The organism is Rhizohabitans arisaemae, from assembly GCF_025996515.1.
GTDB classification, from domain to species: Bacteria; Actinomycetota; Actinomycetes; order Streptosporangiales; family Streptosporangiaceae; genus Rhizohabitans; species Rhizohabitans arisaemae.
The window spans coordinates 1-25,591 of the sequence record NZ_BLRH01000024.1 but is presented as its reverse complement, the minus strand read 5'-3'; the positions used below and the strand labels follow the sequence as shown (position 1 = coordinate 25,591).

The 25,591-nt window shown below is 68.4% G+C and carries 23 protein-coding genes; 10 read left to right on the top strand and 13 right to left on the bottom strand.

What is annotated here, in order from left to right:
• Positions 1-11: 11 nt before the first annotated feature.
• Positions 12-1,181, bottom strand: coding sequence for an ROK family transcriptional regulator (locus RUR_RS10415; protein WP_283134760.1), 1,170 nt, complete (start codon positions 1,179-1,181; stop codon positions 12-14).
• Between the two features lie 246 nt (positions 1,182-1,427).
• Between RUR_RS10415 and RUR_RS10410 the strand changes: the two genes are divergently transcribed.
• The 4 genes from RUR_RS10410 to RUR_RS10395 all read left to right on the top strand — a co-directional run bounded on the left by RUR_RS10410 (position 1,428) and on the right by RUR_RS10395 (position 6,241).
• Positions 1,428-2,744: an extracellular solute-binding protein gene (locus RUR_RS10410; RefSeq protein WP_283134759.1), complete on the top strand. Its 1,317-nt coding sequence runs from the start codon at positions 1,428-1,430 to the stop codon at positions 2,742-2,744.
• A 2-nt stretch (positions 2,745-2,746) separates the two neighbouring features.
• Entirely contained in the window at positions 2,747-3,763 is a 1,017-nt protein-coding gene (locus tag RUR_RS10405; RefSeq protein WP_283134758.1) for a carbohydrate ABC transporter permease, read from the top strand.
• Complete coding sequence (locus RUR_RS10400) at positions 3,760-4,689, top strand: carbohydrate ABC transporter permease (protein ID WP_283134757.1); 930 nt, start codon at positions 3,760-3,762, stop codon at positions 4,687-4,689. The genes RUR_RS10405 and RUR_RS10400 overlap by 4 nt, the downstream gene beginning before the upstream one ends.
• A gap of 115 nt (positions 4,690-4,804) precedes the next feature.
• A complete protein-coding gene (locus tag RUR_RS10395) occupies positions 4,805-6,241 on the top strand; it encodes a glycoside hydrolase family 3 protein (RefSeq protein WP_283134756.1) in 1,437 nt (478 codons plus the stop codon).
• A 75-nt stretch (positions 6,242-6,316) separates the two neighbouring features.
• On the opposite strand, the gene RUR_RS10390 is transcribed toward RUR_RS10395, so the two are convergent.
• Positions 6,317-7,507: an ROK family transcriptional regulator gene (locus tag RUR_RS10390; protein ID WP_283134961.1), complete on the bottom strand. Its 1,191-nt coding sequence runs from the start codon at positions 7,505-7,507 to the stop codon at positions 6,317-6,319.
• 387 nt (positions 7,508-7,894) lie between these two features.
• Between RUR_RS10390 and RUR_RS10385 the strand changes: the two genes are divergently transcribed.
• The 3 genes from RUR_RS10385 to RUR_RS10375 all read left to right on the top strand — a co-directional run bounded on the left by RUR_RS10385 (position 7,895) and on the right by RUR_RS10375 (position 11,211).
• Positions 7,895-9,730 (top strand): endonuclease/exonuclease/phosphatase family protein, encoded by a 1,836-nt coding sequence (locus tag RUR_RS10385; protein ID WP_283134755.1) that lies wholly within the window; start codon positions 7,895-7,897, stop codon positions 9,728-9,730.
• Positions 9,731-9,737: 7 nt separating this feature from the next.
• Positions 9,738-10,187, top strand: a complete 450-nt coding sequence (locus tag RUR_RS10380; protein WP_283134754.1) for an RrF2 family transcriptional regulator — start codon at positions 9,738-9,740, stop codon at positions 10,185-10,187.
• Positions 10,188-10,290: 103 nt separating this feature from the next.
• A complete protein-coding gene (locus RUR_RS10375; RefSeq protein WP_283134753.1) occupies positions 10,291-11,211 on the top strand; it encodes a sulfite exporter TauE/SafE family protein in 921 nt (306 codons plus the stop codon).
• Positions 11,212-11,273: 62 nt separating this feature from the next.
• Here the strand turns inward: RUR_RS10375 and RUR_RS10370 are convergent, their stop codons facing one another.
• From RUR_RS10370 to RUR_RS10325, 10 genes are all read right to left on the bottom strand, one after another.
• The gene (locus RUR_RS10370; protein ID WP_283134752.1) at positions 11,274-11,741 is read right to left on the bottom strand and encodes a Dps family protein; all 468 of its coding nucleotides are present in this window, start codon (positions 11,739-11,741) and stop codon (positions 11,274-11,276) included.
• 59 nt (positions 11,742-11,800) lie between these two features.
• Positions 11,801-12,151: a helix-turn-helix domain-containing protein gene (locus tag RUR_RS10365; protein ID WP_283134751.1), complete on the bottom strand. Its 351-nt coding sequence runs from the start codon at positions 12,149-12,151 to the stop codon at positions 11,801-11,803.
• Positions 12,152-12,347: 196 nt separating this feature from the next.
• Positions 12,348-12,812: a CinA family protein gene (locus RUR_RS10360; protein ID WP_283134750.1), complete on the bottom strand. Its 465-nt coding sequence runs from the start codon at positions 12,810-12,812 to the stop codon at positions 12,348-12,350.
• Entirely contained in the window at positions 12,802-13,389 is a 588-nt protein-coding gene (pgsA, locus tag RUR_RS10355; protein ID WP_283134749.1) for a CDP-diacylglycerol--glycerol-3-phosphate 3-phosphatidyltransferase, read from the bottom strand. The genes RUR_RS10360 and pgsA overlap by 11 nt, the downstream gene beginning before the upstream one ends.
• Positions 13,386-14,792, bottom strand: coding sequence for a 30S ribosomal protein S12 methylthiotransferase RimO (rimO, locus tag RUR_RS10350; protein WP_283134748.1), 1,407 nt, complete (start codon positions 14,790-14,792; stop codon positions 13,386-13,388). The genes pgsA and rimO overlap by 4 nt, the downstream gene beginning before the upstream one ends.
• Before the next feature lie 41 nt (positions 14,793-14,833).
• A complete protein-coding gene (locus tag RUR_RS10345; RefSeq protein ID WP_283134747.1) occupies positions 14,834-15,583 on the bottom strand; it encodes a helix-turn-helix domain-containing protein in 750 nt (249 codons plus the stop codon).
• Positions 15,584-15,700: 117 nt separating this feature from the next.
• Complete coding sequence (locus tag RUR_RS10340; protein ID WP_283134746.1) at positions 15,701-18,235, bottom strand: DNA translocase FtsK; 2,535 nt, start codon at positions 18,233-18,235, stop codon at positions 15,701-15,703.
• Between the two features lie 131 nt (positions 18,236-18,366).
• Positions 18,367-20,052, bottom strand: coding sequence for a ribonuclease J (locus RUR_RS10335; protein WP_283134745.1), 1,686 nt, complete (start codon positions 20,050-20,052; stop codon positions 18,367-18,369).
• Between the two features lie 61 nt (positions 20,053-20,113).
• Positions 20,114-21,034 carry a 4-hydroxy-tetrahydrodipicolinate synthase gene (gene dapA, locus RUR_RS10330; protein WP_283134744.1) on the bottom strand — a complete coding sequence of 307 codons (921 nt, stop codon included), beginning with the start codon at positions 21,032-21,034 and terminating at the stop codon, positions 20,114-20,116.
• Between the two features lie 248 nt (positions 21,035-21,282).
• Positions 21,283-22,302, bottom strand: a complete 1,020-nt coding sequence (locus RUR_RS10325) for a hypothetical protein (RefSeq protein WP_283134743.1) — start codon at positions 22,300-22,302, stop codon at positions 21,283-21,285.
• 146 nt (positions 22,303-22,448) lie between these two features.
• Between RUR_RS10325 and RUR_RS10320 the strand changes: the two genes are divergently transcribed.
• The 3 genes from RUR_RS10320 (at position 22,449) to RUR_RS10310 (ending at position 24,571) form a co-directional block, all read left to right on the top strand.
• Positions 22,449-22,982 carry a CGNR zinc finger domain-containing protein gene (locus RUR_RS10320; protein ID WP_283134742.1) on the top strand — a complete coding sequence of 178 codons (534 nt, stop codon included), beginning with the start codon at positions 22,449-22,451 and terminating at the stop codon, positions 22,980-22,982.
• A 108-nt stretch (positions 22,983-23,090) separates the two neighbouring features.
• Positions 23,091-23,639, top strand: a complete 549-nt coding sequence (locus RUR_RS10315; protein ID WP_283134741.1) for a GNAT family N-acetyltransferase — start codon at positions 23,091-23,093, stop codon at positions 23,637-23,639.
• A gap of 44 nt (positions 23,640-23,683) precedes the next feature.
• A complete protein-coding gene (locus tag RUR_RS10310) occupies positions 23,684-24,571 on the top strand; it encodes a 1,4-dihydroxy-2-naphthoate polyprenyltransferase (protein WP_283134960.1) in 888 nt (295 codons plus the stop codon).
• 136 nt (positions 24,572-24,707) lie between these two features.
• Here the strand turns inward: RUR_RS10310 and RUR_RS10305 are convergent, their stop codons facing one another.
• Positions 24,708-25,235 carry a DUF6939 family protein gene (locus RUR_RS10305; RefSeq protein ID WP_283134740.1) on the bottom strand — a complete coding sequence of 176 codons (528 nt, stop codon included), beginning with the start codon at positions 25,233-25,235 and terminating at the stop codon, positions 24,708-24,710.
• Positions 25,236-25,591: the final 356 nt, after the last annotated feature.

The window sequence follows — 25,591 nt, the reverse complement described above, 5'->3', positions numbered from 1 at the left end:
ATCCTTGCACATCACGAGGTCGTGCTCGTGAAGACCACCTCCCGTGCCTGGTCAAGCGCTGCCAGCAACGCGCCGCGCAGGACGGGGTTCCCCCGCACCTCGGTCACGGTCACCCGGGGCTGGCTGGGGCAGACCCGGGCGACGGCGTCGGCCACGCGCTCGGCGAGTTCGACGCCGCCCGAGCCGCCCACCTCGCCGCCGAGCACGATGAGCCCGGGGTCGAGGACGACCGACACCGCCGCCACCCCGACCGCGAGCCGGTCGGCGAGCGCGTCGAGGAACGCCTCGCCTTCGGTTCCTCCGTCGAGCGCGGCCAGGACGCACTCCCCGGGGGTGGGGGCCGCGAAGCCGTACGCGTTGGCCAGCGATTGGACCGCCAGACCGCCGGCGAGTCGCTGGAACGACCCGGACTGGGGTGACCCGACGTCGGTGGGCAGAGGTTCGCCGGGTACGGGCAGCCAGCCGATCTCGCCGGCGCCTCCGGTGAGTCCGCGGTAGAGGCGGCCGCCCAGCATGACGCCGAGTCCCTGCCCCACCCCCACCCACATCAGGACGAAGTCATCCATGTCCACCGCAGCGCCGTACTCGCGTTCGGCGATCGCCGCGAGATTGACGTCGTTCTCCACGACCACCGGCAGGTTGAGGTCGCGGCGGAGCACCGCGAGCATCCCGTTGTGCCAGGGCGGGAGGTCGTAGGAGAACCGGACGTCGCCGGTCCGGGGGTCGATGATCCCCCGAGTGCCGATCACGAAGGCGCTGAGCCGGGAAATCGTGATCTTGGCCAACTCGCAGACCTGGATCACCGCGTCGTGGATGTTCTTGGCCGGATCCTCCCCGTCGTTGGGGTTGAGCGTGACCTCGGCGACAATCTTTCCGGTGATGTCGGCGACACCCGCGGTAACTTTTTCCGGCAGAACTTCCAAACCGGCCACATAGGCACTTGACGGGACCACGGCGTAGAGGGCGGCGTTGGGCCCTCTGCTCCCATAGTGCTCCCCCACCACGGCGACCAAGCCTCGGCTCTCCAGCCGGGAGAGAAGCTGAGCGGCGGTCACTTTGGACAGTCCCGTACGTTCTCCCAGCTGAGAGCGGGTCAACGGGCCCTCGGAGAGAAGTAGTTCCAGCGCTGCGCGGTCGTTCAACTCGCGCAGTAGCCGCGGTGTCCCCGGGCGGCGTGACATGCGGCTGCTCCTGTCTATATCGATCCGCTAACAGCGGGTATTTTTTAGGAAACTTTCTTGTTAGTTTAGCGGCAGACATCGGGCGGGCAAGGTACTCCGGCAGGTGACCTGGACCAGCGACATCAAGGTTTTAATGCCGGATGCCGACACCGCTCAAACCCTCAATGCGACACAAAGCCGACGGAGAGCCAGCCCCTGTACCCAAGTGGCGCTTCCGCGAGGCGATGCCGGGAAGGGAGAACCCGAGTGAAGATCGCAAAATTCGCGGCCGTCACCGCCGCACTCGCTTTTGGTCTCAGCGCGTGCGGGGGCGCCGAACCTGCCGAGCCGCCCAAGGCCGCGGACTCCTCCGCGCCCACCGGGCCGAAGTACGCAGGCCAGACGCTCACGGTCTGGCGTCTTGGCGACCCGAACGACGTCGTCAAGAAGTACCAGGACGACCTCAGCGCGGCTTTCACCGCCGCCACCGGAGCCACGGTCAACACCCAGTGGATCCCCTGGCCCGAGGTGAACAACCGGTTCACCGCGGCCGCGGCCGGCGGCGAGGGCCCGGACGTCACCGAGATCGGTAACGACCAGGTGCTCACCTGGCAGACCGAGGACGCGCTCGCCGACCTCACCGCGGTCGTCCAGGCCACCGAGGACTTCAAGGCCATCCCGGCGAACCTGTGGGGCCTGGAGACGGTCGACGGCAAGGTCTACGCCGTGCCGTGGGGCGGTGGCACCCGCGCGATCCTGTACCGCGTGGACTGGTTCAAGGAGCTCGGCATCGAGATCCCCAAGAACTGGGACGAGCTCGTGGCGGCCGGCAAGAAGATCGTGGAGAAGAAGGGTAAGGACGTCGACGGCTTCGCCTTCAACGGCGGCAGCGACTCCAACCACGCCCTCGCCCCCTTCACCTGGTCCCTCGGCGGCGAGTACGCCGTCAAGGAAGGCGACAAGTGGGTCGGCAAGCTGACCGACCCCACCTTCAAGGAGGGCTTCACCTTCTACGCCGACCTGGTGGCCAAGCACGGCGTCTCCCGGAAGTCCGCGCTCACCCAGAACGCCACGGACATCCGGACCCGCTTCGCCAACAACAAGGTCGGCATGTACATCACGGCTCCTTGGGACATCGCCACCATCAAGGAGGCCAACAAGAAGCTGAAGGACGAGCAGATGGGGTTCTTCACGATCCCCGCCAAGGACGGTTCCCCCGCTCCCGCCTTCCAGGGCGGTAACGACATCGCCGTCTGGAACGACGCCAAGAACAAGGAACTGGCGTACGAGTTCGTCAAGCTCGCCGCGGGCAAGCAGTGGGGCACCCGGTACGCCACCGACGGCGGCCTCCTGCCGCTCTACCCGGACGCCCTGGCCGCGCTGGCCAGCGACCCGGTTCAGGCGCCGTTCGCCGCGACCTTCCCCAAGGCGCGGACCTTCCCCAACGACGCCAACTGGACCGAGGCCAACGAGACCAAGGCCGTCCTGCAGAACGCCCTCCGGGCGGTCATCGAGGGCAAGAAGAACGTGGATACCGCTCTCGCTGACGCCAACACGGAACTCGAGACCATCCTTAACCAGTAACCATGACTCAGACGCAATCGGCCGTCCGGGGCGGAGACGACTCCTCCGCCCCGGCACGGGGTGATCGGAAGGACCGCGCCCCGCGGCCGTCACGTTCCTTGCCGACTTGGTCCCTTCCCTACTTCCTGCTCCTCCCCGGTCTCGCGGTTATCGCGGCGCTCCTGATCTACCCCCTCTTCCAGATGGTGGTGATGTCCTTCCAGAAGGTGGGCATCCGCCAGGTCCGGGGGGCACCCGCGGAGTTCGTCGGAACCGACAACTACCGGCAGATCCTGGAGAACCCGCTCTTCTGGTCGTCGCTCCGGAACACGGTGTTCTTCGCCGTCGCCGCCGTCTCGCTCACGCTGATCCTGGGCACCCTCGTCGGGCTGCTGATCCACCGCCTGGGCAAGAAGATGGCCAACACCGTGATCGTCGGGATCATCGCCGCCTGGGCCGTCCCCCCGGTCGCCGCGGCCATCATCTGGCGCTGGCTGTTCGACGCCGAGCAGGGCATCATCAACTGGGCGCTCAACTTTCTGCCCGACTGGCTCTCCCAGCTGCTCTTCGGTCGTTCGGACTGGACCGGCGAGCCCTGGCTCAACGACCCGCTGACGATCTACCTGGTGCTCGTCGTCATGGTGGTCTGGCAGTCCTTCCCGTTCGTCGCGGTGTCGGTGCTGGCCGGTCTGAAGAGCATCCCCACCTCGCTGTACGAGGCGGCCAGGGTTGACGGGGCGACCCCCGTCCGGATCTTCCGGAAGATCACCTTCCCGATGCTCAAGCCGGTGTTCGCGGTGCTCACCGTGCTCTCCATCATCTGGGACTTCAAGGTCTTCGGTCAGCTGTACGTCCTGATGAGCGGCCCCACCAACCGGGATGCGCTCAACCTCTCCCTGTTCTCCTTTGCCGAGGCGTTCCGCAGCCCGCCCAAAATGGGCACCGGTGCGGCGATCGCGGTCGTGCTGACGCTGATCCTGCTCATCGTCACGCTGATCCACATCCGGCAGATCGTCAAACAGGAGGACGACATCCGATGAGCGACCTCACGGCCGAGCGCCTCCGCACCCCCGGGAAACCCCACCAGACGCCCAAGCATCTCCGCAAGGGCGCCAAGCGAACCCGCACCGTCGCGCGACTTCGCAGGGTGGCGCTGAACGCGACGGGGATCCTGGTGTTCCTCGCCGCGATCTTCCCGGTGTACTGGATGGTCGCCTCCGCCTTCAAGTCCAACGAACAGATCTTCACCACCGAGTTCATCCCGATCCCCACCGATCCCACCCTCGACCACTTGTCGCGGGTGTTCACCGAAGGGGTCGCGGGCAACTCGATCTGGCTCTACCTGCGCAACAGCGCGCTCGTCGCGGTCTCCACCGTGCTGATCGGAGCGGTGCTCGCCCTGCTCGCCGCCACGGCGATCTCCCGGTTCAGGTTCAGAGGCCGTACCTCGTTCCTGATCCTGCTGCTGATCGTGCAGATGGTGCCCGCCGAGGCCCTGCTGATCCCGCTGTTCCTGATGGTCAAGCGACTCGGCCTGTTCGACCAGTTCCTGGGCCTCATCGTGATCAACGTCGGGCTCACCCTCCCGTTCGGGATCTGGATGCTGCGCACCTTCGTGGCGGCGGTCCCCAGGGAACTGGAGGAGGCCGCGTGGATCGACGGGGCCGGCCGGTTCACCACCTTCTGGCGGGTGCTGTTCCCGCTGGTCGCCCCCGGTCTGGTGGCCACCAGCATCTTCTCCTTCATCACGGCCTGGAATGAGCTGATCTTCGCGCTCATCCTGATGACCGACTCCACGCGGTACACCATGCCCGTGGCGTTGCAGTTCTTCTTCGGACAACGCGGGACCGACTGGGGTGCGATCATGGCCGCATCCACCCTGATGACCCTCCCGGTTATCGTGTTCTTCATGCTCGTCCAACGCCGCATGGTGTCCGGCCTCGTCGCCGGCGCCGTGAAGGGCTGAGCCACAGCTCGCCGTCACCTCCGCCGTGCGACGTACGCGTGTGACAACCACGCGGGTACGCCGTACGGCGACATCCCCCACATCCCCGAGCACATCTAAGGAGACGAGCACGATCATGTCCGTTACGAACGACCGGGAGCTCCTTCGTCTCGCGTCCGGTACGCTGCTCGCCGCCTTCCAGGGAACGACCCCACCCGAGTGGCTCCGGCGGGACCTCGCCGACGGACTGGGCGGTGTCACGCTCTTCGGCTTCAACATCACCGGAGCCGAGCAGCTCACGTCGCTGACCGCGCAACTCCGCACCCACGGCGACATGATCATCTCCCTCGACGAGGAAGGCGGCGACGTCACCCGTCTCGCCTACAACGTCGGCAGCCTCTACCCGGGGAACGCCGCGCTGGGAGTGATCGACGACCTCGACCTGACCCAGAGCGTCTACCGGTCCATCGGCTCCGAACTCGCCCAGTGCGGGGTCAACCTGGATATGGCGCCATCCGCCGACGTCAACACGGCGGACGACAACCCCATCATCGGGACCCGCTCCTTCGGTTCATCCACCGACCTGGTCAGCCGGCACACCGTCGCGGCCGTCCAGGGTCTGCAGGACGTCGGTGTGGCGGCCTGCGTCAAGCACTTCCCCGGCCACGGGGCGACCCAGCAGGACTCCCATGTGGAGATCCCGACGGTCGACGTCTCCAGGGAGGTCCTGGAGTCCCGGGAGCTCGCCCCCTTCCGCGCCGCGATCAAGGCCGGCACCAAGTCGATCATGACTGCGCACGTCCGGGTCCCGGTCCTGACCGGAACCGCGCCGGCCACGCTCTCCCCAGCGGCGCTCACCCATCTCCTCCGCGATGAGATGGGCTACAACGGTGTCGTGGTCACCGACGCCCTCGACATGCACGCGATCACCGAAAGCGTCGGCATCGAGCAGGGAGCGGTGCTCTCGCTCGCCGCCGGCTCCGACCTGATCTGCCTCGGCCCCCTCCCGACCGCCGACGTCGTCGAGTCGATCCGGAACGCCATCGTCACCGCGATCGTCGAGGGCCGTCTTCCCGCCTCCCGTCTGGAGGAGGCGGCCGAGCGGGTTTCCCGCCTGCACGCCTGGTTCCGCACCACCCCCCGTACCGAGATCACCGGCAACGGGGTCGGCATCTCCGCCGCCCGCCGCGCCGTACACCTCACCGGGACCCCCAAGACGCTGGTGAACCCGCTCGTGGTCGAGATCCAGACCCCGCCGACGATCGCGGTCGGCGATGTGCCGTGGGGACTCCCCCTGGACGGCGCGGAAGTCACCCGGGTCGACCACGAATCGGCCGAACCGACCGCGATCTTGGAACGCGCCACAAACCGATCCTTGATCCTTGTGGTCCGAGACGCCCACCGCTACCCCACCACCCAGAAGATCGTCTCATCGGTGCTGGCAGGCCGGCCCGACGCGACGGTCGTGGAGATGGGGCTGCCGATCTGGCGCCCGCCGGCCGAGATCTACCTGGCGACGTACGGCGCCGCGCGGGCCAACGCCCAAGCCGCCGCCGAACTGCTCACGATCTGAGCGGCCGTCGCACAGACTCGGGCGCCGCCGCACCTCACCCCGGTGCGGCGGCGCCTGACGTTTTCGCCCGCAGGCTCAGGCCTTCGGGGAGAAGACCTCCTCGCGAGCCTGGTCCAAAGCGGCGAGGACGGCCCCCGCCATGACCGGGTTGCCCGGCACCTCGCTCACCACGACCTGGGGACGGATCGGGCACATCCTGGCGACGGCCTCCTCCACCCGGCCGGTCAGCCGGGCCCCGCCGGCCTGGCCGACCTCCCCGGCGAGCACGACCAGCCCGGGATCGAGGACCACGCAGACCGACGCGACGCCGAGGGCGAGCCGCCCCGCGACCTCGTCCAGGAAGGCGGCTCCCCGCTCCCCGCCGTCGACGGCGGCGGCGACGCACTCGGCGGCGGACTGCCCGGCCGCGGCGACGCCGTAACTCTCGGCGAGCTCGGCGACCGCGACCGCGCTGACCAGGGACTGGAGTCCTCCGGCGAGCGACGGGAGCCGGCCGGGCCGGGCCAGGACGTCCTCGGCGAGCGGCACCCCGGGCACGGGAAGGTAGCCGATCTCGCCCGCGCTGCCCGAACGGCCGCGGTGCACCCGGCCGCCGAGGATGACGGCGAGCCCGATACCCCGGCCCACCCAGAGCAGGACGAAGTCGTCGGCGCCCCGTGCCGCGCCCTGCTCGCGCTCGGCGATCGCGGCGAGGTTGACGTCGTTCTCGATCGTGACGCGGCGGCGCAGGCTCGCGGCGAGCGCGCTGTGGATGCCCTCATGCCAGCCGGGAAGGTCGAAGGAGAACCGGACGTCGCCCGTGCGCGGGTCGACGACTCCGGGGGTCCCGATCACGACGGAGCGCAGTTTCGACAGGGCCACCTTGGCGGTACGGCAGGCCTTGGTTACCGCGCTATGCACAATTTTGACGGGATCCCCGCCACCATTGGGATCCACTGTGATCTCGGCAACAATTTCACCACTTATGTCAGCAATTCCAGTGGTGATACTTTCCGGACCGACGTCAAGTCCCGCCACATAGGCACAGGAGGGGACGATCGCGTAGAGAGCCGCATTCGGCCCCCTTCCCCCCGCTTGTTCACCGACCACCGCGACAAGGCCGCGCTCTTCCAGCCTGGCCAGCAGTTGCGAGGCGGTGACCTTTGACAACCCGGTCAACTGACCGATCTGCGCCCGCGTCAGAGGCCCCGATCGCAGGAGCAGCTCCAAAGCGGCACGGTCGTTGATCTCCCGTAATAGTCTCGGCACGCCCGGCCGACGCTCCACCATGCGATTCCCTCCCGCCGCAGCTCATTAATCTCGCAAAAACGGCCGGTTGTCTATTTCAATTCGCTAACGACATCTATCTCTTAAGAACCCTTCTTGTTAGTTTAGCGCTTGCGATGCCCACTCCCGACGGGTCCCGACCGGTCGGTGATCGGCATGTTTACCCGAGGTGTAAGGAGAATGCCGCTGGAACCCGGCCGACCCCGGCTCTCGCAGGGGCAGAGCCGACGCCGGGAAGGTGTTCCCTCACTTGCCGTCCGGTGCGATGGGACGTGAAGATTCCTCCTAACCATCAGGAGGGTCCATGACAATGCCACTGAGATCAACGACGCTTCCGTCGTGCGATCGTCCGATCGCCGGGTGGTCTCGCGCGCGCAAGGAGGATCGGTGACCGGCGCCGCCGAGACCCCGAAGCGGCCTCGCCAGGTGGATCCCTGGGCCGTCGCGAGCCTGGCCCTTGGCGTACTCCTCCTCCTCGACGTCCAGCGGGTCTTCCTCCCGTCCCTGATCACGATCTTCGGGCGGGCGGCGGAGACCCCCGCCGAGCAGCTCGGGCTCTTCGCCCTCCTCTGGTTCCTGCTCCCGTTCGCGATCGTCCCGTTCGGATCCCGGATCGGCTTCGGCCGGATCGCCTTCGGCGGCGCCGTCCTGCTCGCACTCATCAGGGTCGCGCTGCAGGCCACCGACGGCGGGCAGCCGCAGCTCCTCCTCGCCGCCGCCGGGACGACCGCCGGCCTGCTCTGGCTGTACGGCTGCGCGCACACCCTCCCTCGCCGCGCCGTACCCGTCGGCCTCATCGGCGGGCTCACCCTGTCCACCCTTGTCCACGTGGCACTCGGCACCGTCGACTTCGTCTGGCGGGACGGCGTCCTCCCCTGGGTGGGGAGCGTCGCCCTCGTCCTGGCCTTCCTGGTCGTGGTACGGCTGACGCCGCGCGAGCAGGACGAACCGGCCTCGTCCGCCGCCTGGTTCCTGGCCGGACCCGTCCTGCTCGTCAACGGGGTGTTCAGCGGGGTGTTCGCGCACACCTCCCCGGTGAGCGCGCACCCCCTGCTCGGGAACGGGCCGCTCCTGGTCGCCCTTTTCCTCATCGGGCACCTCGCGGCCGTGGTGGCGGCCCGCTACGGGGCCAATCGGGCCGTCGCCTTCTTCGTCGTCTACGGGGTGTTCGGCTTCTTCTCCCCGAGCGCCCTCTTCGCCGTGCTCATGGCGGTCGGCCTGGCCGGCTGCCTCGCGGTGACCGCTGGGGCCGCCGCCAAGGGACGGCAGGGGCTCGCGCTCCTGCTGGGCATGGTGGTCTTCGTGCTCGCGACCTTCGGCTACTACGCCGCCTACGACCTCGGCTACCCCAACCAGTGGATCCCCGCCGTCGTCGCCGCCGTCATCCTCGGGATCGCCCTGCGCAAGGGCAGCCCCGAACCGCAGGAGAGCCTCCCCCGGGCCACCGTCGTCCGCGGGGTCGCCGTCGTGGTGGCCGTCGCCCTCCTGGTGACCGCCGCGACCTGGCCGGCGGCCGTCGAACGGAAGACGTCGAACGGGGACTCCCTCAAGCTGATCGCCTACAACATCCGCATGGGCTTCGGCCTGGACGGAACCCTCGCCCTCGATCGCATCGCCGAATGGGCGCGCGACCAGCAGCCCGACGTCGTCCTGCTGAGCGAGGTCGACCGGGGATGGATGCTCAACGGCGGCCACGACGGCGTCGCCCGCCTCGCCGAGCGCATGGGGATGCGCCACTACTTCGCCCCGGCAGCCGATCCCCTGTGGGGTGACGCGATCCTCACCAACCTCCCCGTCACGGAGCTGACCAGCCGTCGGCTGGACTCCTACGGCGCGCCCACCGGCGCCCAGGTGCAGAGCGCGACGGTCGAGGTCGGGCGGCACAAGGTGACGATCGTCAACACCCACCTCCAGGCCCCGGCCGAGCAGGCGCGCGACGTCGCCAGGCTCACGGCGGGCCTGGCGGAGAAGGGCCCCGTCATCCTCGCCGGCGACATGAACGTCGAACCGGGGGAAAAGCCCTTTGAGGACCTCATCCGGTCCGGGCTGGTCGACGGCCTCGCCGCGGTACGGCCCCTGCCCACCTCCCCCGCCGACAACCCCGCCCAGCAGATCGACCACGTCTTCGTCACGGCGGGACTAAAGGTGGAATCGGCCCAGGCACCACGTCTCCGGTACTCCGACCACCTGCCTGTCATGGTCACTGTGCGGATGAACGGATAATGGTTACATGCGCCTTTCTGCCCGTGTCGACTACGCCCTCCGTGCCGCCGCCGAACTCGCCGCCTCGGGGGGTGGGCCAACGACCGTCGGGGAGCTGGCCAAAGCACAGGAACTCCCGCCCAAGTACCTGGAGAACATCCTGTTGCAGATGCGACGTGCGGGGCTGGTGCGAGGCCAGCGGGGGCCGGAGGGCGGGTACGTGCTCGCCCGGGACGCCGCGGAGATCACCCTGGCCGACGTGATCCGCGCGGTCGACGGCCCGCTCGCCAACGTCCGGGGGGAACGGCCGCAGGACCTCGGCTATCACGGCGCGGCCCAGGCGCTGCAGGAGGTCTGGATCGCCCTGCGCGCCACCGAGCGCTCCATCCTGGAAGAGGTCACCCTGGAGCAGGTCGCCAAGGGCACGCTGCCCGATCGGGTGCGCGCGCTCGCCGCCGATCCCGCCGCCTGGGACTGACCCACACCACACCTGTTGCCATCTGTCCGTTTCTTACCTACCATTCCTACTTAACTGGTCGGAATACTGGTGCGGCCGGGGATCGACAGAAGGCGGCTCCTTCATGCGCAAACTGCTGGTACTGGGTGTCGTCGGCCTCCTCGCCCAGCTGGTCGACGGCAGCCTCGGTATGGCCTACGGTGTCACCTCCACAACCCTGCTGCTCACCGCGGGAATCGCACCCGCCACAGCCTCGGCCGCCGTCCACCTCGCCGAAATCGGGACCACCCTGGCGTCCGGGGCGGCGCACTGGCGCTTCGGCAACGTCGACTGGCGCACCGTCAGCCGCATCGCCGTCCCCGGGGCGATCGGCGCCTTCGCCGGAGCCACCTTCCTGAGCTCCGTCTCGACCGAGGCGGCCACCCCGTGGATGGCCGGCATCCTGCTCGCCCTCGGCGCCTACGTCCTGCTCCGGTTCACCGCCAAGGGCCCCCGCGCCACCGTGACCGACCGGCCCCTGCGCAACCGGTTCCTCATCCCGCTCGGCGGATTCGGCGGCTTCATCGACGCCACCGGAGGCGGTGGCTGGGGCCCCGTGGCGACCCCCGCCCTCCTGGCCAGCGGCAAGATGGAGCCCCGCAAGGTGATCGGATCGGTCGACACCAGCGAGTTCCTGGTGGCGATCGGCGCGAGCGCGGGGTTCATCCTCGGACTCGGCACCCAGAGCATCCCCATGGCGGTCGTGCTCGCCCTGCTGATCGGCGGGCTCATCGCCGCCCCCATCGCCGCATGGCTCGTCCGCGTCATCCCGCCGCGGATGCTCGGCGCGGCCGTCGGCGGGCTGATCGTGCTGACCAACCTGCGCACCCTCTTCAACGAGTTCGAGGTCGCCTCCGGCGCCCGGCTCGCCGGCTATGTGATCGTCACGGTCGTCTGGGCCTCCGCGATCGCGATCGCGCTGCGCGCCGTACGCGCCGAGAGGTCCGCGGCACGGCGGGAGGCGGAAAGCTCCCCCGCCGAGCAGGAGCCCTCGCTGGCCGCCTGACCCGCGGACACGAAGGGAGCGGCACGTGAAGGTGGGTCACGCGCCGCTCCGGCTGGGCTAGGTCACTGTTCGGCCTGGAGCATCCAGTGCTGTTTCTCCAGGTCCCTGGTGACCTCGATCAGCAGATCCTGGGTCACCGGGTCGGGTTCCTCGGTCACCAGGATCCGCTCCCGCATCCGGCCGACGATGGACTCGACGATCTCCACCATCGCGGTGACGACCTTGCCGTCGTCGAGGTAGCCGGCTTCGAGCTGCGGCAGCTTGGGATTGTGCGCGACGGTCGCCGGACGTCCGTCCGGGTTCACCCCGATGGTGATCGCCCGCTCCGCGACGGAATCCGCGTGTTCCCGGGCGATGGCCACGATCTCGTCGAAGTGCAGGTGAAGCGAGCGGAAGTGTCTGCCGATGACGTTCCAGTGGGCCTGCTTGGTCAGCAAGGACAGGCCGATCAAGTCGGTCAGCGCTCCCTGCAGGGCATCCCCGGTGACCCTACGGGCATCCTCGGACAGCGGACTCGTGATTACGGACATCCTTGAACCCCCCTTGTCAAGGCGCGACAGTGCCGCCGCGTTGGCCGTACTCCTCGATTCTACGCGGCCACCATGTCGTTGACCTGCGGGAACCCACCAAGCGGACCCTCAGCGGGCACGGTCTCGTGGACGGGGATACGCTCCCGCTCATCGCCGAGGACCGGAGCGTGCTGCAGCTCGGTCAGCAGGAACTGGTCGGACACCTCACGCAGGACCTGGGAGAGCGGCACCCCCAAGGCGCCGCAAATGGAGGCGAGCAGCTCGGAAGACGCCTCCTTCTGTCCACGTTCAACCTCGGACAGATAACCCAGGGAGACGCGCGCGAGCGTGGAAACCTCACGGAGGGTGCGTCCCTGCCGCACCCGCAGCCGCCGCAGAACGTCACCCAGCAGCTGACGCAGCAGGACCATCTCTCGCTCCCTCCCCGGCCCGGAGTGGTTTGCCACACCCCGTGCAGCCGGTTGGTTGCGCCCGATCGCCGGGCGTTCGCCGTACTGTCTCCTTGCCGATGACTCGCGGACGTCACTCACTGTTCCACCGTACCCGCACCTGCCGACTGTCCGGCAGACCGAGCAGAGCATGTTCGCTGGTGACGTAACACGGTAATCAACCCTTATGTTCCCCAATGGCGGCTTGGAGAAGACTCATCGCGTGGATCACTGTGGAATTTCTGATCTCCTCCCTCGATCCCACCAGTGCAAACCTCCGGGCCGACTCCGCTCCCCCGGGAGCGCACAGGCCGACGAAGACCCGGCCCACCGGTTGACCGTCCTGAAGGTCGGGTCCGGCGACCCCGGTGGTGGACAGCCCCCAGGACGCCCCCGTCAACCGGCAGACCCCCCGGGCCATGGCCGCGGCCACCTCCGGGTGAACCGCCCCGTGCCTCGCGAGCAGCTCACGCGGAACACCCAGCAGCTCCGCCTTCAACTCGGTCGCGTACGCGATGACGCCGCCGCGGAAGAACGCCGACGCGCCGGGCACCGCGGTGATCGCGGCGCCGAGCAGACCGCCGGTGAGCGACTCCGCGACCGCGAGGGTCTGCCCCCGCGCCGCCAGCACGCTAAGATCCACGGCTCAGCCGCCACGCGCGCACCAGGTAGTCCAGCCCGGTCACGACGGTGACCGCGACGGCCGCGCCCATGGCCGCCCAGCGGACCACGCCGGGGATTCCGGGCGCGATGAACAGTCCTATCGCCACCACCTGGAGAGCCGTCTTGACCTTGCCCCCGTAGCTGGCCGGAATCACCCCATACCTGATCACGATGAACCGGACGAGCGTGATACCGATCTCCCTGACCAGAATGACGATCGTCACCCACCAGGGCAGCTCGTACAGGAGGGAGAGGCCGATCAGCGCGCCCCCGATCAGCGCCTTGTCGGCGATCGGATCGGCGATCTTCCCGAAGTCGGTGACCAGCCCGCGGCGCCGAGCCAGCTCACCGTCGAGGCGGTCCGTCAAGGAGGCCACGGCGAACACGGCCAAGGCGGCGATCCGCCAGCCCCCGCCGTCCTGAAACAGGAAGACGATGAAGACCGGGACGAGAATCAGCCGGACCACGGTGACCGCGTTCGCGATGTTGACCACGCTGACCTGGCGAGCCGGGGGTGTGGCGAGCGGGTCGGCACCCGCCCGCGGCGGCTTGTTCATGGGAGTTCCGCGAACAGATCAACACCTTCTGCAGAGACGGCCCGAGCTCGAACGAAATCACCTGGGTGCAGCACCCGGGGGCTGCGGACGACGACCGCGCCGTCGACCTCGGGGGCCTGATGCGCGGCGCGGCCCTCGAACCGCCCGTCACCGAGATCCTCCTCGACCAGCACGTCCAGCCACTCGCCGACCCGGTCCTCGGCTCGCTGAGTTGTGAGCTCCTCGGCCAGCACGGTGAGCTCGGCGACCCGTTCCTCCACCAGCTCGGCCGGAACCTGATCGGTGAAGCCGGCCGCCTCGGTGCCCTCCTCGTCGGAGTAGCCGAAGATGCCGATCGCGTCCAGTCGTGCCTCGGTCAGGAACCCCGCGAGCGCCGCGAAGTCCTCCTCGGTCTCCCCGGGGAACCCGACGATGAAGTTGGAGCGCACCCCCGCCTCGGGAGCCTTCGCCCTGATCTGCTCAAGCAGGGCGAGGAACCGCTCCGGATCCCCGAAACGCCGCATTCTCCGGAGCACGGGCCCGCTGGCGTGCTGGAAGGAGAGATCGAAGTACGGCACCACGCCCGGGGTCGAGGCGATCACGTCGATCAGCCCCGGCCGCAGCTCGGCCGGCTGCAGGTAGCTCACCCGGACCCGGTCGACCGTCTCCGCCAGGCGGGGCAGCAGTTTCTCCAGAAGCCTGAGATCGCCGAGATCTTTGCCGTAGGAGGTCGAGTTCTCGCTGACCAGGACGAGCTCCTTGACCCCCTCGCCCGCCAGCCACACCGCCTCGCCGACCAGCTCGTCGGGGTTTCTGGAGACGTAGGCGCCCCGGAACGCGGGGATCGCGCAGAACGAGCACCTCCGGTCGCAGCCGCTGGCCAGCTTGAGCGAGGCCGTGGGTCCTCCGGTGAGCCGCTTGCGCAGGGGCCTGGGACCCGACGCCGGGGCGAGCCCGTCGGGCAGCTCGGCGTGCCGGTCCCCGTGCCCCGGCGGGCGGGCGTTCGCCCGTTCGACCGGGGTGATGGGCAGGAGCGCACGGCGGTCGCGCGGGGTGTGCGCCGTCAGCGGACGCCCGTCGAGCACGTCGTCGAGCCGTGACCCGATGTCGGAGTAGTCGTCGAATGAGAGTACGGCCGACGCTTCGGGAAGCGCCTCCGCGAGCTGGTCACCGTAACGCTCGGCCATGCAGCCGGCCGCGACCACCTTGGCCCCGGTGTCGACCGCGGCGAGCATCGTGTCGATCGAGTCCTTCTTGGCGGACTCGATGAACCCACACGTGTTCACCACGACGACGTCGGGATTGTCGTCTGCTTCTGCGAGCTGCCATCCGGCAGCTTCAAGTCGGGCCGCGAGCTCCTCGGAGTCGACCTCGTTGCGTGCGCAGCCCAATGTGATGAGCGATGCTGTTCTGCGGGATGACATGGTGAACACTACGGTATCCGGCCATGCGGACCACGTGACACTCAGGAGGACTCAGGAACCTCGGGCCCGAAGGAACGGTTCACTATCTCCCCGGTCTTACCCGGCACACCAAGATCTTTTCCGTTGACGTTGAGCCGGACCCCGCCCGCGTTTCCGATGGTCAGGCGGATCTTGTCCTTCGACTTCCAGGTCACCGTCTTCCCGGCGGGAACCGTTCCCTGGTAGAGCTTCTTTCCCTTGGCGTCCAGCACCTGCAGGAAGGACGCCTTGATCACCTTGACCTTGACCACAACGTTACGGTTCCGCTTGGCCGGATCCTGCTCGGCCATGGCGTTCGCCTTGGGCGTCGCGGGCGCCTGGGTGACGATCAGGCTGGGCACCGAGGCGGGTCTGATGTCGGCGGGACCCGCGGCGCTCCCCATCATCCGGGCCGCCCCGAAGACCACGACGACGGCGAGAGCCACGATCATGGCCGCCGTCCAGTTGGGCGAGCGGCGGTCCCGCAGCTTGATCGGGGTCTCCGCCTGAAAGACGCTCGCGGCGCGGACGGGCTGCGGAACGCCGCCGTGGGCCTCGTCGAAGGTGTGTACGGCCGCCTCGGGATCCATGCCGACGACTTTCGCGATGTTGCGGACATGCCCTCGGGCGTAGAAATCACCCCCGCAGAGGGAGAAGTCCTCCCGCTCGATCGCGTGGATCACGGTCTCGCGGATCCGAGTCCGCCTGCTGACCTGGCTCACGGTGAGCCCGGCCGCTCGCCGCGCCTCCCCCAGAGCCGTACCGATGCTCACCGCACAACCCCCGCCTCGACATTGAGTAATCGCTCGACTGCGATTTGTTACGAGTCTACGGGGAGGTCCTGCCCACCTCGGGACCGAAACACACCAGTGACGGCTATTGTCGCCCGATCAGCCGCCGCGCAGCTCGACCAGGAGGCCCGGCAGATCGTCCGGCTTGAGCTGGACCTCCCTCGCCTTGGACCCCTCACTCGGACCGACCACGCCTCGGGACTCCAGCAGGTCCATGAGCCGGCCCGCCTTGGCGAAGCCGACCCGGAGCTTGCGCTGCAGCATCGAGGTGGAGCCGAACTGGGTGGTGACGACGAGCTCCGCGGCCTGGATCAGCAGCTCCAGATCGTCGCCGATGTCATCCTCGACCTCCCGCTTGGCGGTGGGCCCGGCCGCGACGTCCTCGCGATACTCGGCCGCCATCTGGCTCTTGCAGTGCGCGACGACGAGGGAGATCTCCTTCTCCGACACGTAGGCGTTCTGCAGCCGCATCGGCTTGCTCGCCCCCATGGGGAGAAAGAGCGAGTCGCCCTGCCCCACCAGTTTCTCCGCGCCGGGCTGGTCCAGGATGACCCGGGAGTCGGCCAGCGAGGAGGTGGCGAAGGCGAGCCTGGAGGGCACGTTGGCCTTGATGAGCCCGGTGACCACGTCGACGGAGGGCCGCTGGGTGGCGACGACCAGGTGGATACCGGCCGCCCGGGCGAGCTGGGTGATGCGGACGATGGAGTCCTCCACGTCGCGGGGGGCGACCATCATCAGGTCGGCGAGCTCGTCCACGATGACCAGCAGATAGGCGTAGGGCTCGTATACCCGCTCCGAGCCGGGCGGCGGCACCAGTTTGCCCGCCCGCACCGCCTTGTTGAAGTCGTCGATGTGCCGGAACCCGCTCGCCGCCAAGTCGTCGTAACGGCGGTCCATCTCCCCCACCACCCACTCGAGGGCCTCGGAGGCCTTCTTGGGGTTGGTGATGATCGGCGTGATCAGATGGGGGATGCCCTCGTAGGCGCTGAGTTCCACCCGCTTGGGGTCGACGAGCACCATCCGGACCTCGTCCGGGGTGGCCCGCATGAGGACCGAGCAGATCAAGCCGTTGATACAGGTGGACTTACCGGCACCGGTGGCCCCGGCGATGAGGATGTGCGGCATCTTCGCGAGGTTGGCCACGATCGTCCGGCCCTCGACGTCCTTGCCCAGCCCGACGATCATCGGATGGTGGTCGCTGGAGGCGACCGGGGATCGGAGGATGTCGCCGAGGCTGACCAAATCCTTGTCGGCGTTCGGGATCTCCACCCCGATCGCCGACTTACCCGGGATAGGCGACAAGATCCGGACATCTGCCGACTTGACGGCATAGGCGATGTTCTTGGTGAGCGCGGTGACCTTCTCGACCTTGACCGCCGGGCCGAGCTCGATCTCGTACCGGGTGACCGTGGGACCCCGGGTGAACCCCACCACCTGGGCGTCGATGGCGAACTGCTCCAGCACGCTGGTGAGCGCGTCCACCACCGTGTCGTTCGCCTTGGTCCGAGGCTTGGGGACCGACCCGATCCGGAGCACCTGCGGATCGGGCAGGGTGTAGGTCCCGGCGCCGCCGGGCAGGACGAGCTGCTCCACCTTCCGCGGCGGCCGGCTCGGCGGCGGGGGCGGGGACAGGCGGGAGGGGGCGTCCGGATCGTCCGGAAGGCCGGCCGTCTCGTCGCCGGCGAGGCCGGGCACGATCTCCGCGGCGTTCCCCGGCTCGCCTTCGTCGCTGAGCACCGGGGTGTCGTACGGCGGATCGCCTTCGGAGTCCGACTCGGGGACCACGGCCGGACGCCGGGGCCTGCGCGACTTCCGGGCGGGCTTCAGCGGCGTCTTGGGCCCGGCGGCGACGTCCCCGCGCAGGGCGAGCCTGCGGATCTCCACCAGCCGCTCGGGGATCCGGTGGACCGGCGTGGCCGTGATGACCAGGACGCCGAAACCGGACAGGAGCGCCAGCAGCGGGACCGTCAGCCAGGCGGGCAGGATGCTCATCGGCGGGGCGGAGACGATGAAACCGACCATGCCACCGGCCGCTTTGATCTTGTCGAAGCCGTCGGCCGGGCCACCGGACGGATAGGGCGTGCCGTGGGCGACGTGCACGATGCCGAGGATGCCGATGATCAGAGCCGCGGATCCGATCACCATGCGCGCGGTGTCGGCGTTCTGCTCGGGGTGGCGCAGGTAGCGCCAGGCCAGCAGGGCGAGCAGAATGGGGATCAGCCAGGCCAGGGAGCCGAGAGTGCCCACTGCGACACCTTTGACCACCTCGGAGACCGCGCCCCTCGGATCGCGCCAGATCATGGCCGCGGCGACGACCGCACCGGCGAGCACCGCCAGCCCCAGGCCGTCTCGCCGATGTGCCGGGTCGAGGTGGTCCCGCGTACCCTGGCCGACGGCCCGTACTGCGCCGCCGACCCCGTGGGCGAGGACGTACCACACGCCGACGAAGAGCTTGGCCACACCTCCGAACACCCAGCCGATGGGGTCGCCGTGGCGAGGCGGGGGGGACTTGCGCGCCGACGACTTGGCCCGTGTCGCCGCGGGACGGCGGGGAGCCGTCGTACGGGCCGCGCCGGGCTTGGGACGACCCTTCGCGGAGCCCTTCGACGCGCCTTTGGACGTACGGGTGGCCATAGTAGGAGGCTACTGCGCAGCCACTCCGTTCACGAGCACCCCAGGGGCACCGCGCGTGTCCAAAACGTCCCGGCCGACAGCCCCGTCCCGCCATGACCCGAAATCGGCTGACGAGGCTGCGTCGAGAACCCCTAGACCTCCACGACCACCGGAATGATCATGGGGCGGCGGCGATAGGTCTCGTTCACCCAGCGCCCCACCGTCCGCCGGACGATCCGGCGCATCTGCTGCAGATCGGCGACCCCGTCCTCGGCCGCCTCCACCAGTGCCTTCTCCACCAGCGGCATGACCTCGTCGAACGCCGCGGAGTCGATCCCCGAACCCCGGGCGTGGATCTCCGGTCCGGCCGCCATCTTGCCCGTCGTCGCATCGACGACGATCACGATGGAGATGAAGCCCTCGTCCCCGAGGAGCCTTCTGTCCTTGAGCGCGAGGTCGGTGATGTCGCCCACCGAGGCTCCGTCCACGTAGACGTAGCCGCACGGCACGGCGCCCACCACCTTGATCCGGCCGTCGACCATGTCCACCACCACGCCGTCCTCGGCGATCACGATGTGGTCGTCCGGAACCCCGGTCAGGGCCGCCAGCCTCGCGTGGGCTCGAAGGTGCCGCCACTCCCCGTGCACCGGGATGAAGTTCGACGGGCGGGTCAGGTTGAGCACATACAGCAGCTCCCCCGCCGCGGCGTGCCCGGAGACGTGGACCAGGGCGTTGCCCTTGTGGATGACCCGCGCGCCCCACCGGGTGAGGCCGTTGATCACCTTGTTCACGGCGGTCTCGTTCCCCGGCACCAGGGAGGAGGCGAGCAGAATCGTGTCGCCGGCGGCGATGCGGATCGGGTGGTCGCGGTTGGCCATCCGGGAGAGGGCCGACATGGGCTCCCCCTGCGACCCGGTCGAAATGAGGACGACCTTCTCCGGCGGCAGCTGCTCGATCTCCTTGGAGTCGACGATCAGGCCCCCGGGCACCTTGAGGTAGCCCAGCTCACGGGCGACGCCCATGTTCCTGATCATCGAACGACCCACCAGCGCCACCTTGCGGCCGTGTGCCTGCGCCGCGTCGAACACCTGCTGGACCCGGTGGACGTGCGAGGCGAAGCAGGCCACGATGATCCGCTGGTCGGCCGTACGGAACACGTCGTCGATGACCGGCGCGATCTCCCGCTCGCTGGTGACGAACCCGGGGACCTCGGAGTTGGTCGAGTCCGACATGAGGAGATCGATGCCCGCGGCGCCAAGTCTGGCGAAGCCCCCCAGGTCGGTCAGCCGACCGTCCATGGGCAGCTGGTCCATCTTGAAGTCACCGGTGTGCAGGACCAGCCCCGCGGGGGTGTGGAAGGCCACGGCGAGGGCGTCGGGGATGGAGTGGTTGACCGCGAGGAACTCGCAGTCGAACGGGCCGAAGGCGACCCTGTCCCCCTCGGCCACCTCGAACTTGTTCGGCTGAATCCGATGCTCGGCGAGCTTGCTCTCGATCAGCGCCAGGGTGAGGGTGGAACCCACGATCGGGATGTCCCGGCGCTCCCGCAGCAGGTAGGGGACCGCGCCGATGTGGTCTTCGTGGGCGTGGGTGAGGACGAGGGCCTCGATGTCGTCGAGCCGGCCCCTGATGTACTCGAAGTCCGGCAGAATCAGGTCAACACCCGGCTGATCCGACTCCGGGAAGAGCACCCCGCAGTCGACGACCAGCAACCGGCCGTCGAACTCGAAGACGGTCATGTTCCGGCCGATCTCCCCGAGACCACCGAGCGCGACGATGCGCAGACCACCGTCGGGAAGCGGGGGTGGGGGGCCGAGCTCGGGGTGCGGATGGCTCATACGCCCGCCTCGGGGCTCTTACCTGTAGGTCTCTTACCTGTAGTTGAGGTGTCGTGCACTGTCACGCTGCCTGTTCCTCCAGCTTGACCCCGCCCGCTGCGAGGTCTGAACGTAGTTCTTCGATCTGTTCCGGGGTGGCGTCGACCAGCGGCGCCCGCGTCGGGCCTGCGGGCAGGCCCATCAGGGTGAGCGCGGCCTTGACCATGATCGCCCCCTGGGTCCTGGTCATGATCGCTTCAACCACCGGGATCAACCGGCGGTGAACGGCCACAGCCCGCTCGACCTCGCCCGCGCGGTACGCGTCGATCATCTCCGCCAGGTCCGCACCCACCACATGGCCGACGACGCTCACGAAGCCCGCCGCACCGACGGAGAGCCAGGGCAGGTTGAGCGCGTCGTCACCGGAGTAGTAGGCCAGACCGGTGTCGGCCATGATCCGCGACGCGCCGAACAGGTCGCCCTTGGCGTCCTTAACCGCGACGATCCGCGGATGCCGCGCCAGTCGTATCAACGTCGGCCACTCGATGGGGATTCCGCTACGTCCGGGAATGTCATAGAGCATCACCGGGAGACCGGTCGAGTCGGCGAGAGTGGTGAAGTGCCGGTACAGCCCCTCCTGTGGGGGCTTGTTGTAGTACGGAGTCACCAGGAGAAGCCCGTGCGCGCCCGCCCGCTCGGCGGCCTCGGCCAGGTGCAGACTGTGCCGCGTATCGTAGGTGCCGGCCCCCGCCACCACGGTGGCACGGTCTCCGACGGCCTCGACCACGGCCCGCAGCAGCCGGTCTTTCTCCTCGTCGCTCGTCGTCGGCGACTCTCCGGTGGTGCCGCTCACGATGAGCCCGTCGTGTCGCTGCTCGTCCACCAGGTAGGTGGCGAGGCGCTGTGCTCCTGCGTAGTCAACCGAGCCGTCGGCGGTGAACGGCGTGACCATGGCGGTCAGCATCCGGCCGAAGGGCGCGGTGTCGGTTCCCGTGGGTGCCATAACCGAACGGTACCGGGGCACGCAAGCCGGTTCGACCCCGCCACCCCGAGGTGACGCGCCGACGGCGGTCCCACCGCCTCTCCCGTCCCGATAGCAGAGGCCGCCACTATGTGCTCGGGGGTACACACAGCGGCGGCCTCTACCCAGAGATCGACATCCCGCTTCAGGGCGTTACACCAAATTTAAAGAAAATTATTCCGACTGCCCTGGTCGGTCATATCGCGTTATACGGGCGAAGTCCGGCACGTCTAGAAGACCGGGATGATGTCCTCCGGATCGATGTCACCCACCTCGACACCGTCGATGTCCAGCTCCGGGATGGCCGGGAAGGCGATGCCCCAGCGCTCCACGATCGCGCGGACCCTGGCCATGGCGACCCGCCAGTTCTCCGCCTGCTCCTCGTAGGAGAGGATGCCGAGACCACCCTGCTTGGCGTGGTTCATCAGGATTCGATGGTTGGGCAGGAAGTAGGGAGGGATCTCCCAGAAACCCTCGGGCGGCTCCCAGAGAATCATCGAGAGGAAGACGAAACCGGCCCGCAGCTGGCGGGTGATCAGCTCCCGGGTCTCATCGGTCAGGCCGGGCCATTCGACGTCCAGGATGGTCATGCAGATCTGCAGGTGCCGGGATTCGTCCCGGCCGATCCGGTGGAACATCTCCGAGAAGACCGGATGGGTGGTCCCCGAGGCCATACCGCGGAACAGCGTCGAGGCGGCCAGCTCCCCCATCATGAACGAGGTGAACAGCACGGGCAGCGTGTACTTGCCGACCGCCCGGTTGTAGGCGAGCCAGTAGCGCCCCCCGTTGTGGTAGAGCCAGCCGATGTTGTTGTGCGCGGCCCGTTCCAGGTCGGTGGCCGGTTCCCAGTTCAGGGGACCGCCGGGCCAGAGCCGGGCGATGGTCCGCTGACAGCACTCCTCGTGATTCATCTCGTCGCGGGTGATGGAGAAGAAGCACTTGCGGACGGGGTCCTCCTCATGCTTCTCAAAGGCCTGAATCGTGGCCCGGGCGAAGACGGCCGGTCCGGACGCGTCGAAGTTGGCCAGCACCGAGAACCAGTACATGATCCCCAGACGCTGCTCCACGGTGAAATCCTCGGCGCGCAGCGAATCCCACGGCAGATCCGCGGGGTTCCAGACCATCCGCTTCGACTTCTCGTAGATCTCCGCGAGCTTGGCCGTCTCGACCCGCCACTCCATGGGATAGATGTTCGGCCGGGGTATCTCGGGAGCCGGCCAGAACCCACCCTCCGGGATCGTCACGTCCATGAGACCTCCTGTCACTCCCTGAGACAAAGCATGCTCCCCGACCCTCGGAGCGGCAAACAGGCCCGCGGACTCGGCCTGAACACCGTCGAATGCCGTATGGCGGTTTCTGTGGTCCGTGCGACGCCCCGCTCACCTACAGTGGTGTCATGGGCCCGGCCGAGCTTCTGCGCGACTTCATCAACACCTACGACGTGGAAGGTGACATCGACGAGCTCGCGTCCCCCGCCGAGTTCACCCTCTGGCTCCGGGAACGGGACCTGATCCGGGAGGGCGACCGGACGGACGAGGACGACCTGGCGGACGCGATCACCTTGCGCGAGGGACTCCGCAACGCGCTCCGCGCGGACGGCGCGGTGTCCCCCGGACACGACGCCGAACTGGGTGCGCTCCTCGCCGTACTGCCCCTGCGGGTCGGCCTTGGGCCGATCCCCACCCTCGAACCCCTCCAGAGCGGGGCACGGCAAGGGCTGGCACGGCTCGCCGTCGCGGTCGTGGAGGCCCGATGCGACGGCAGCTGGCCCAGACTGAAGGTCTGCGGGGAATCGGGCTGCCTCTACGCCTTCGTCGACTCCTCCAAGAACCGATCACGATCGTGGTGCTCGATGCGGGTCTGCGGAAACCGTACGAAAACCCGTGCTTATCGAGCTCGCCGGCAGTCAGGCGCAGGGTCACCCGGCTGAGTCCGCATGGTGAAGCCCTCTCTGGGAACGCCACCACCCGAACACAGCCTGCGGACAGGCACGATGAACCGCCCGATAGCGTAGGAGCGGTTGAAAGGGGTTAATTTCATGGCAGACGTGGGCGTACGCGTCGCGCGTCGAGACGATGTGGCAGCGGTGACCGACATCCAGCTTCACGCCTGGAAGAGCGGTTTCCGAGATTTCATCCCCACAGCGGTACTCGATCAGATGACGAGCCCGGAAGCTGAAGAGATCTGGCGCAACCAGTGGGATGCGGCCGTCGCCGCACCACCCACCCCCCGCCACCGTCTGCTCGTCGCCCTCCAAGCCGACCGCGTCGTCGGGCTCGCCTCCCACGGGCCGGCCGAAGACCCCGACCTCGACCCCACGACCGTGGCGGAACTCCTCACCCTGCTCGTCAGCCCCGACCACACCGGTGCGGGACACGGCAGCCGACTCCTCAACGCCACCGTCGACCACCTCCGCGAAGACGGATTCACCACCGCCGTCGTCTGGGTCTTCGCCGAGCACAAGGCGATGCTCGGGTTCCTGGAGTCGGCCGGATGGGCCCCAGACGAAGCTCGGCGCGACATCGACCTGGGCGCCCCCGTCCACATGGTCCGCCTCGCCACCGACATCACCGTGGAGGACGCATGACCTCCCCCCGAGGTCCCATCTCACCCGGCACCCCCAAATACACGATGGCCAGAAAACCACCCAAACTCAGGCAGTGGATCGCCGGAGCCCGGCCCCGGACCCTGCCCGCCGCCGTGATCCCCGTACTCGTCGGAACCGGCGTCGCGGCCTCCCACGACGCGGCAAGCTGGTGGCGGGCCCTGCTCGCCCTCCTCGTCTCCCTGCTCCTGCAGATCGGGGTCAACTACGCCAACGACTACAGCGACGGCATCCGCGGCACCGACACCGTCCGCGTCGGCCCCATCAGGCTCGTCGGATCCGGAATCGCCTCCCCCAGGCAGGTGTTCCGAGCCGCCGTCACCGCGTTCGGCCTCGCCGCCGTCACCGGGCTCGCCCTCATCCTGGCCACCGGAACCTGGTGGATGCTCCTCGTCGGTGCCGCCTCCATCGCCGCCGCCTGGTTCTACACCGGAGGCCGCCGCCCCTACGGCTACCGCGCCCTGGGCGAAATCTCGGTCTTCGTGTTCTTCGGGCTGATCGCGGTGTGCGGCACGGTCTACGTCCAGATGCTGTCGCTCCCCCTTCTCGCCGTGGTCGCCGCGATCCCCGTCGGACTGCTCGCCTGCGCGCTCCTGGTCGTCAACAACCTCCGCGACCTCGCCACCGACGGGCCCGCCGGCAAACGCACCCTCGCCGTGGTCCTCGGCGACGGCAAAACACGCCTGCTCTACGCCGGCTGCACCATCCTTCCCTTCATCCTCGCCCTCTCCCTCAGCCCGTTCCGCCCCTTCGTCGCGCCCACCCTGCTCGTCGCCTTCCTCGCCATCAAACCGACCACCCGGGTCCTCCGCGGCGCGACGGGACCCATCCTCATCGGCGTCCTCCAGCAGACCGGCCGCCTCCAGCTCGCCTTCGGCGTCTTCTTCTCCGTCGGACTCGCGTTCACCGTCTGATCGGACGCTCAGGCCTCCCGCAGACCCGTTCCGTACGGCCTGCGGGCCTGCCTCCCCGGGCCGGGCTCGGCTCGGCCCGGGGGGATGCCCGAGCCATGAGCGTGAGGTCGGGTCTCCGCCGATGTGCGCGAACCCGTCAAGGCTCTCGAATGCGTTGTGCGATGAGCGCCGCATGCGACAGCGGCGTTGAGAGGTCCGCCACGTCCCCGTTGGTGGTGTAGTCGAGGAGGACCACGGTTCGACGACCGTCGAGTTCGCGGAGTTCGTCGACGAGCTCGGGGGTTCTGTGGTCGAGCATCCAGCGATAGGTCGGGAGGTAGAGCACACGCCTGGCCTCCCCGTAGCCGAGCAGCCGGCCGTCGAGCCGGTGGCCAAGAGGCGGGCCGAGTCGCCGGACCGTTCGCTTGATCCCCTTCATCGTGGTGATGTCCAGCTTGGTGAAGTCCTCCGGTTCGGTGGTGAACACCTTCAGCGCCTGCCAGACGCCCTCGACGGACTGCGAGGTTCGATCGGGATGGCCCGGCACCGGGATACCGCCATGCGGATAGAACGGGCTGAGGCGAACCCAGGGCTCGGCGGCGCGGGACGTCACATCAAGGATCAGTGCATCAGGGAAGTCCCGATGGAGGGTGGTACGGCGGCGGCTCACAACGTGAACAGGCATGGCGTGAGCCTGCCACGTGGCCCTGACAGTCCGGTGCGACGCGAGGTACCGCCAAGAAGGAAGAGGCCGCCTCGCCAGGCGACCCCGGACATACGACACCCGAACAACAACCAGCCAAACCAAGACCACGAAAACGCGGACCCCGCCAGAAGACCCAGCCACATACCACCCCAGCCAGAAACCCCCCGTGAAACAAAAAAAGGGGGCCACCCCCACAGGCCACCCCCCCCACAAAACAGAAAAAGCCACCCCACCCAGATGACCCCCACAAAAGCAGAAAAGGGCCAGCCTACACGGCTGACCCCTCCCACAAAAATTGTCCGGCGGCGTCCTACTCTCCCACACCGTCCCCAGTG

Coding starts and splice junctions, on each gene's coding strand:
- RUR_RS10405 (WP_283134758.1), top strand. CDS start 2,747: ATGACTCAGACGCAATCGGCCGTCCGGGGCGGAGACGACTCCTCCGCC.
- dapA (WP_283134744.1), bottom strand. CDS start 21,034: ATGGCACCCACGGGAACCGACACCGCGCCCTTCGGCCGGATGCTGACC.
- pgsA (WP_283134749.1), bottom strand. CDS start 13,389: ATGAACAAGCCGCCGCGGGCGGGTGCCGACCCGCTCGCCACACCCCCG.
- RUR_RS10365 (WP_283134751.1), bottom strand. CDS start 12,151: ATGGTCCTGCTGCGTCAGCTGCTGGGTGACGTTCTGCGGCGGCTGCGG.
- RUR_RS10305 (WP_283134740.1), bottom strand. CDS start 25,235: ATGCCTGTTCACGTTGTGAGCCGCCGCCGTACCACCCTCCATCGGGAC.
- RUR_RS10320 (WP_283134742.1), top strand. CDS start 22,449: ATGGGCCCGGCCGAGCTTCTGCGCGACTTCATCAACACCTACGACGTG.
- RUR_RS10370 (WP_283134752.1), bottom strand. CDS start 11,741: ATGTCCGTAATCACGAGTCCGCTGTCCGAGGATGCCCGTAGGGTCACC.
- RUR_RS10315 (WP_283134741.1), top strand. CDS start 23,091: ATGGCAGACGTGGGCGTACGCGTCGCGCGTCGAGACGATGTGGCAGCG.
- RUR_RS10415 (WP_283134760.1), bottom strand. CDS start 1,181: ATGTCACGCCGCCCGGGGACACCGCGGCTACTGCGCGAGTTGAACGAC.
- RUR_RS10400 (WP_283134757.1), top strand. CDS start 3,760: ATGAGCGACCTCACGGCCGAGCGCCTCCGCACCCCCGGGAAACCCCAC.
- RUR_RS10335 (WP_283134745.1), bottom strand. CDS start 20,052: ATGAGCCATCCGCACCCCGAGCTCGGCCCCCCACCCCCGCTTCCCGAC.
- RUR_RS10310 (WP_283134960.1), top strand. CDS start 23,684: ATGGCCAGAAAACCACCCAAACTCAGGCAGTGGATCGCCGGAGCCCGG.
- RUR_RS10380 (WP_283134754.1), top strand. CDS start 9,738: ATGCGCCTTTCTGCCCGTGTCGACTACGCCCTCCGTGCCGCCGCCGAA.
- RUR_RS10340 (WP_283134746.1), bottom strand. CDS start 18,235: ATGGCCACCCGTACGTCCAAAGGCGCGTCGAAGGGCTCCGCGAAGGGT.
- RUR_RS10325 (WP_283134743.1), bottom strand. CDS start 22,302: ATGGACGTGACGATCCCGGAGGGTGGGTTCTGGCCGGCTCCCGAGATA.
- RUR_RS10395 (WP_283134756.1), top strand. CDS start 4,805: ATGTCCGTTACGAACGACCGGGAGCTCCTTCGTCTCGCGTCCGGTACG.
- RUR_RS10375 (WP_283134753.1), top strand. CDS start 10,291: ATGCGCAAACTGCTGGTACTGGGTGTCGTCGGCCTCCTCGCCCAGCTG.
- rimO (WP_283134748.1), bottom strand. CDS start 14,792: ATGTCATCCCGCAGAACAGCATCGCTCATCACATTGGGCTGCGCACGC.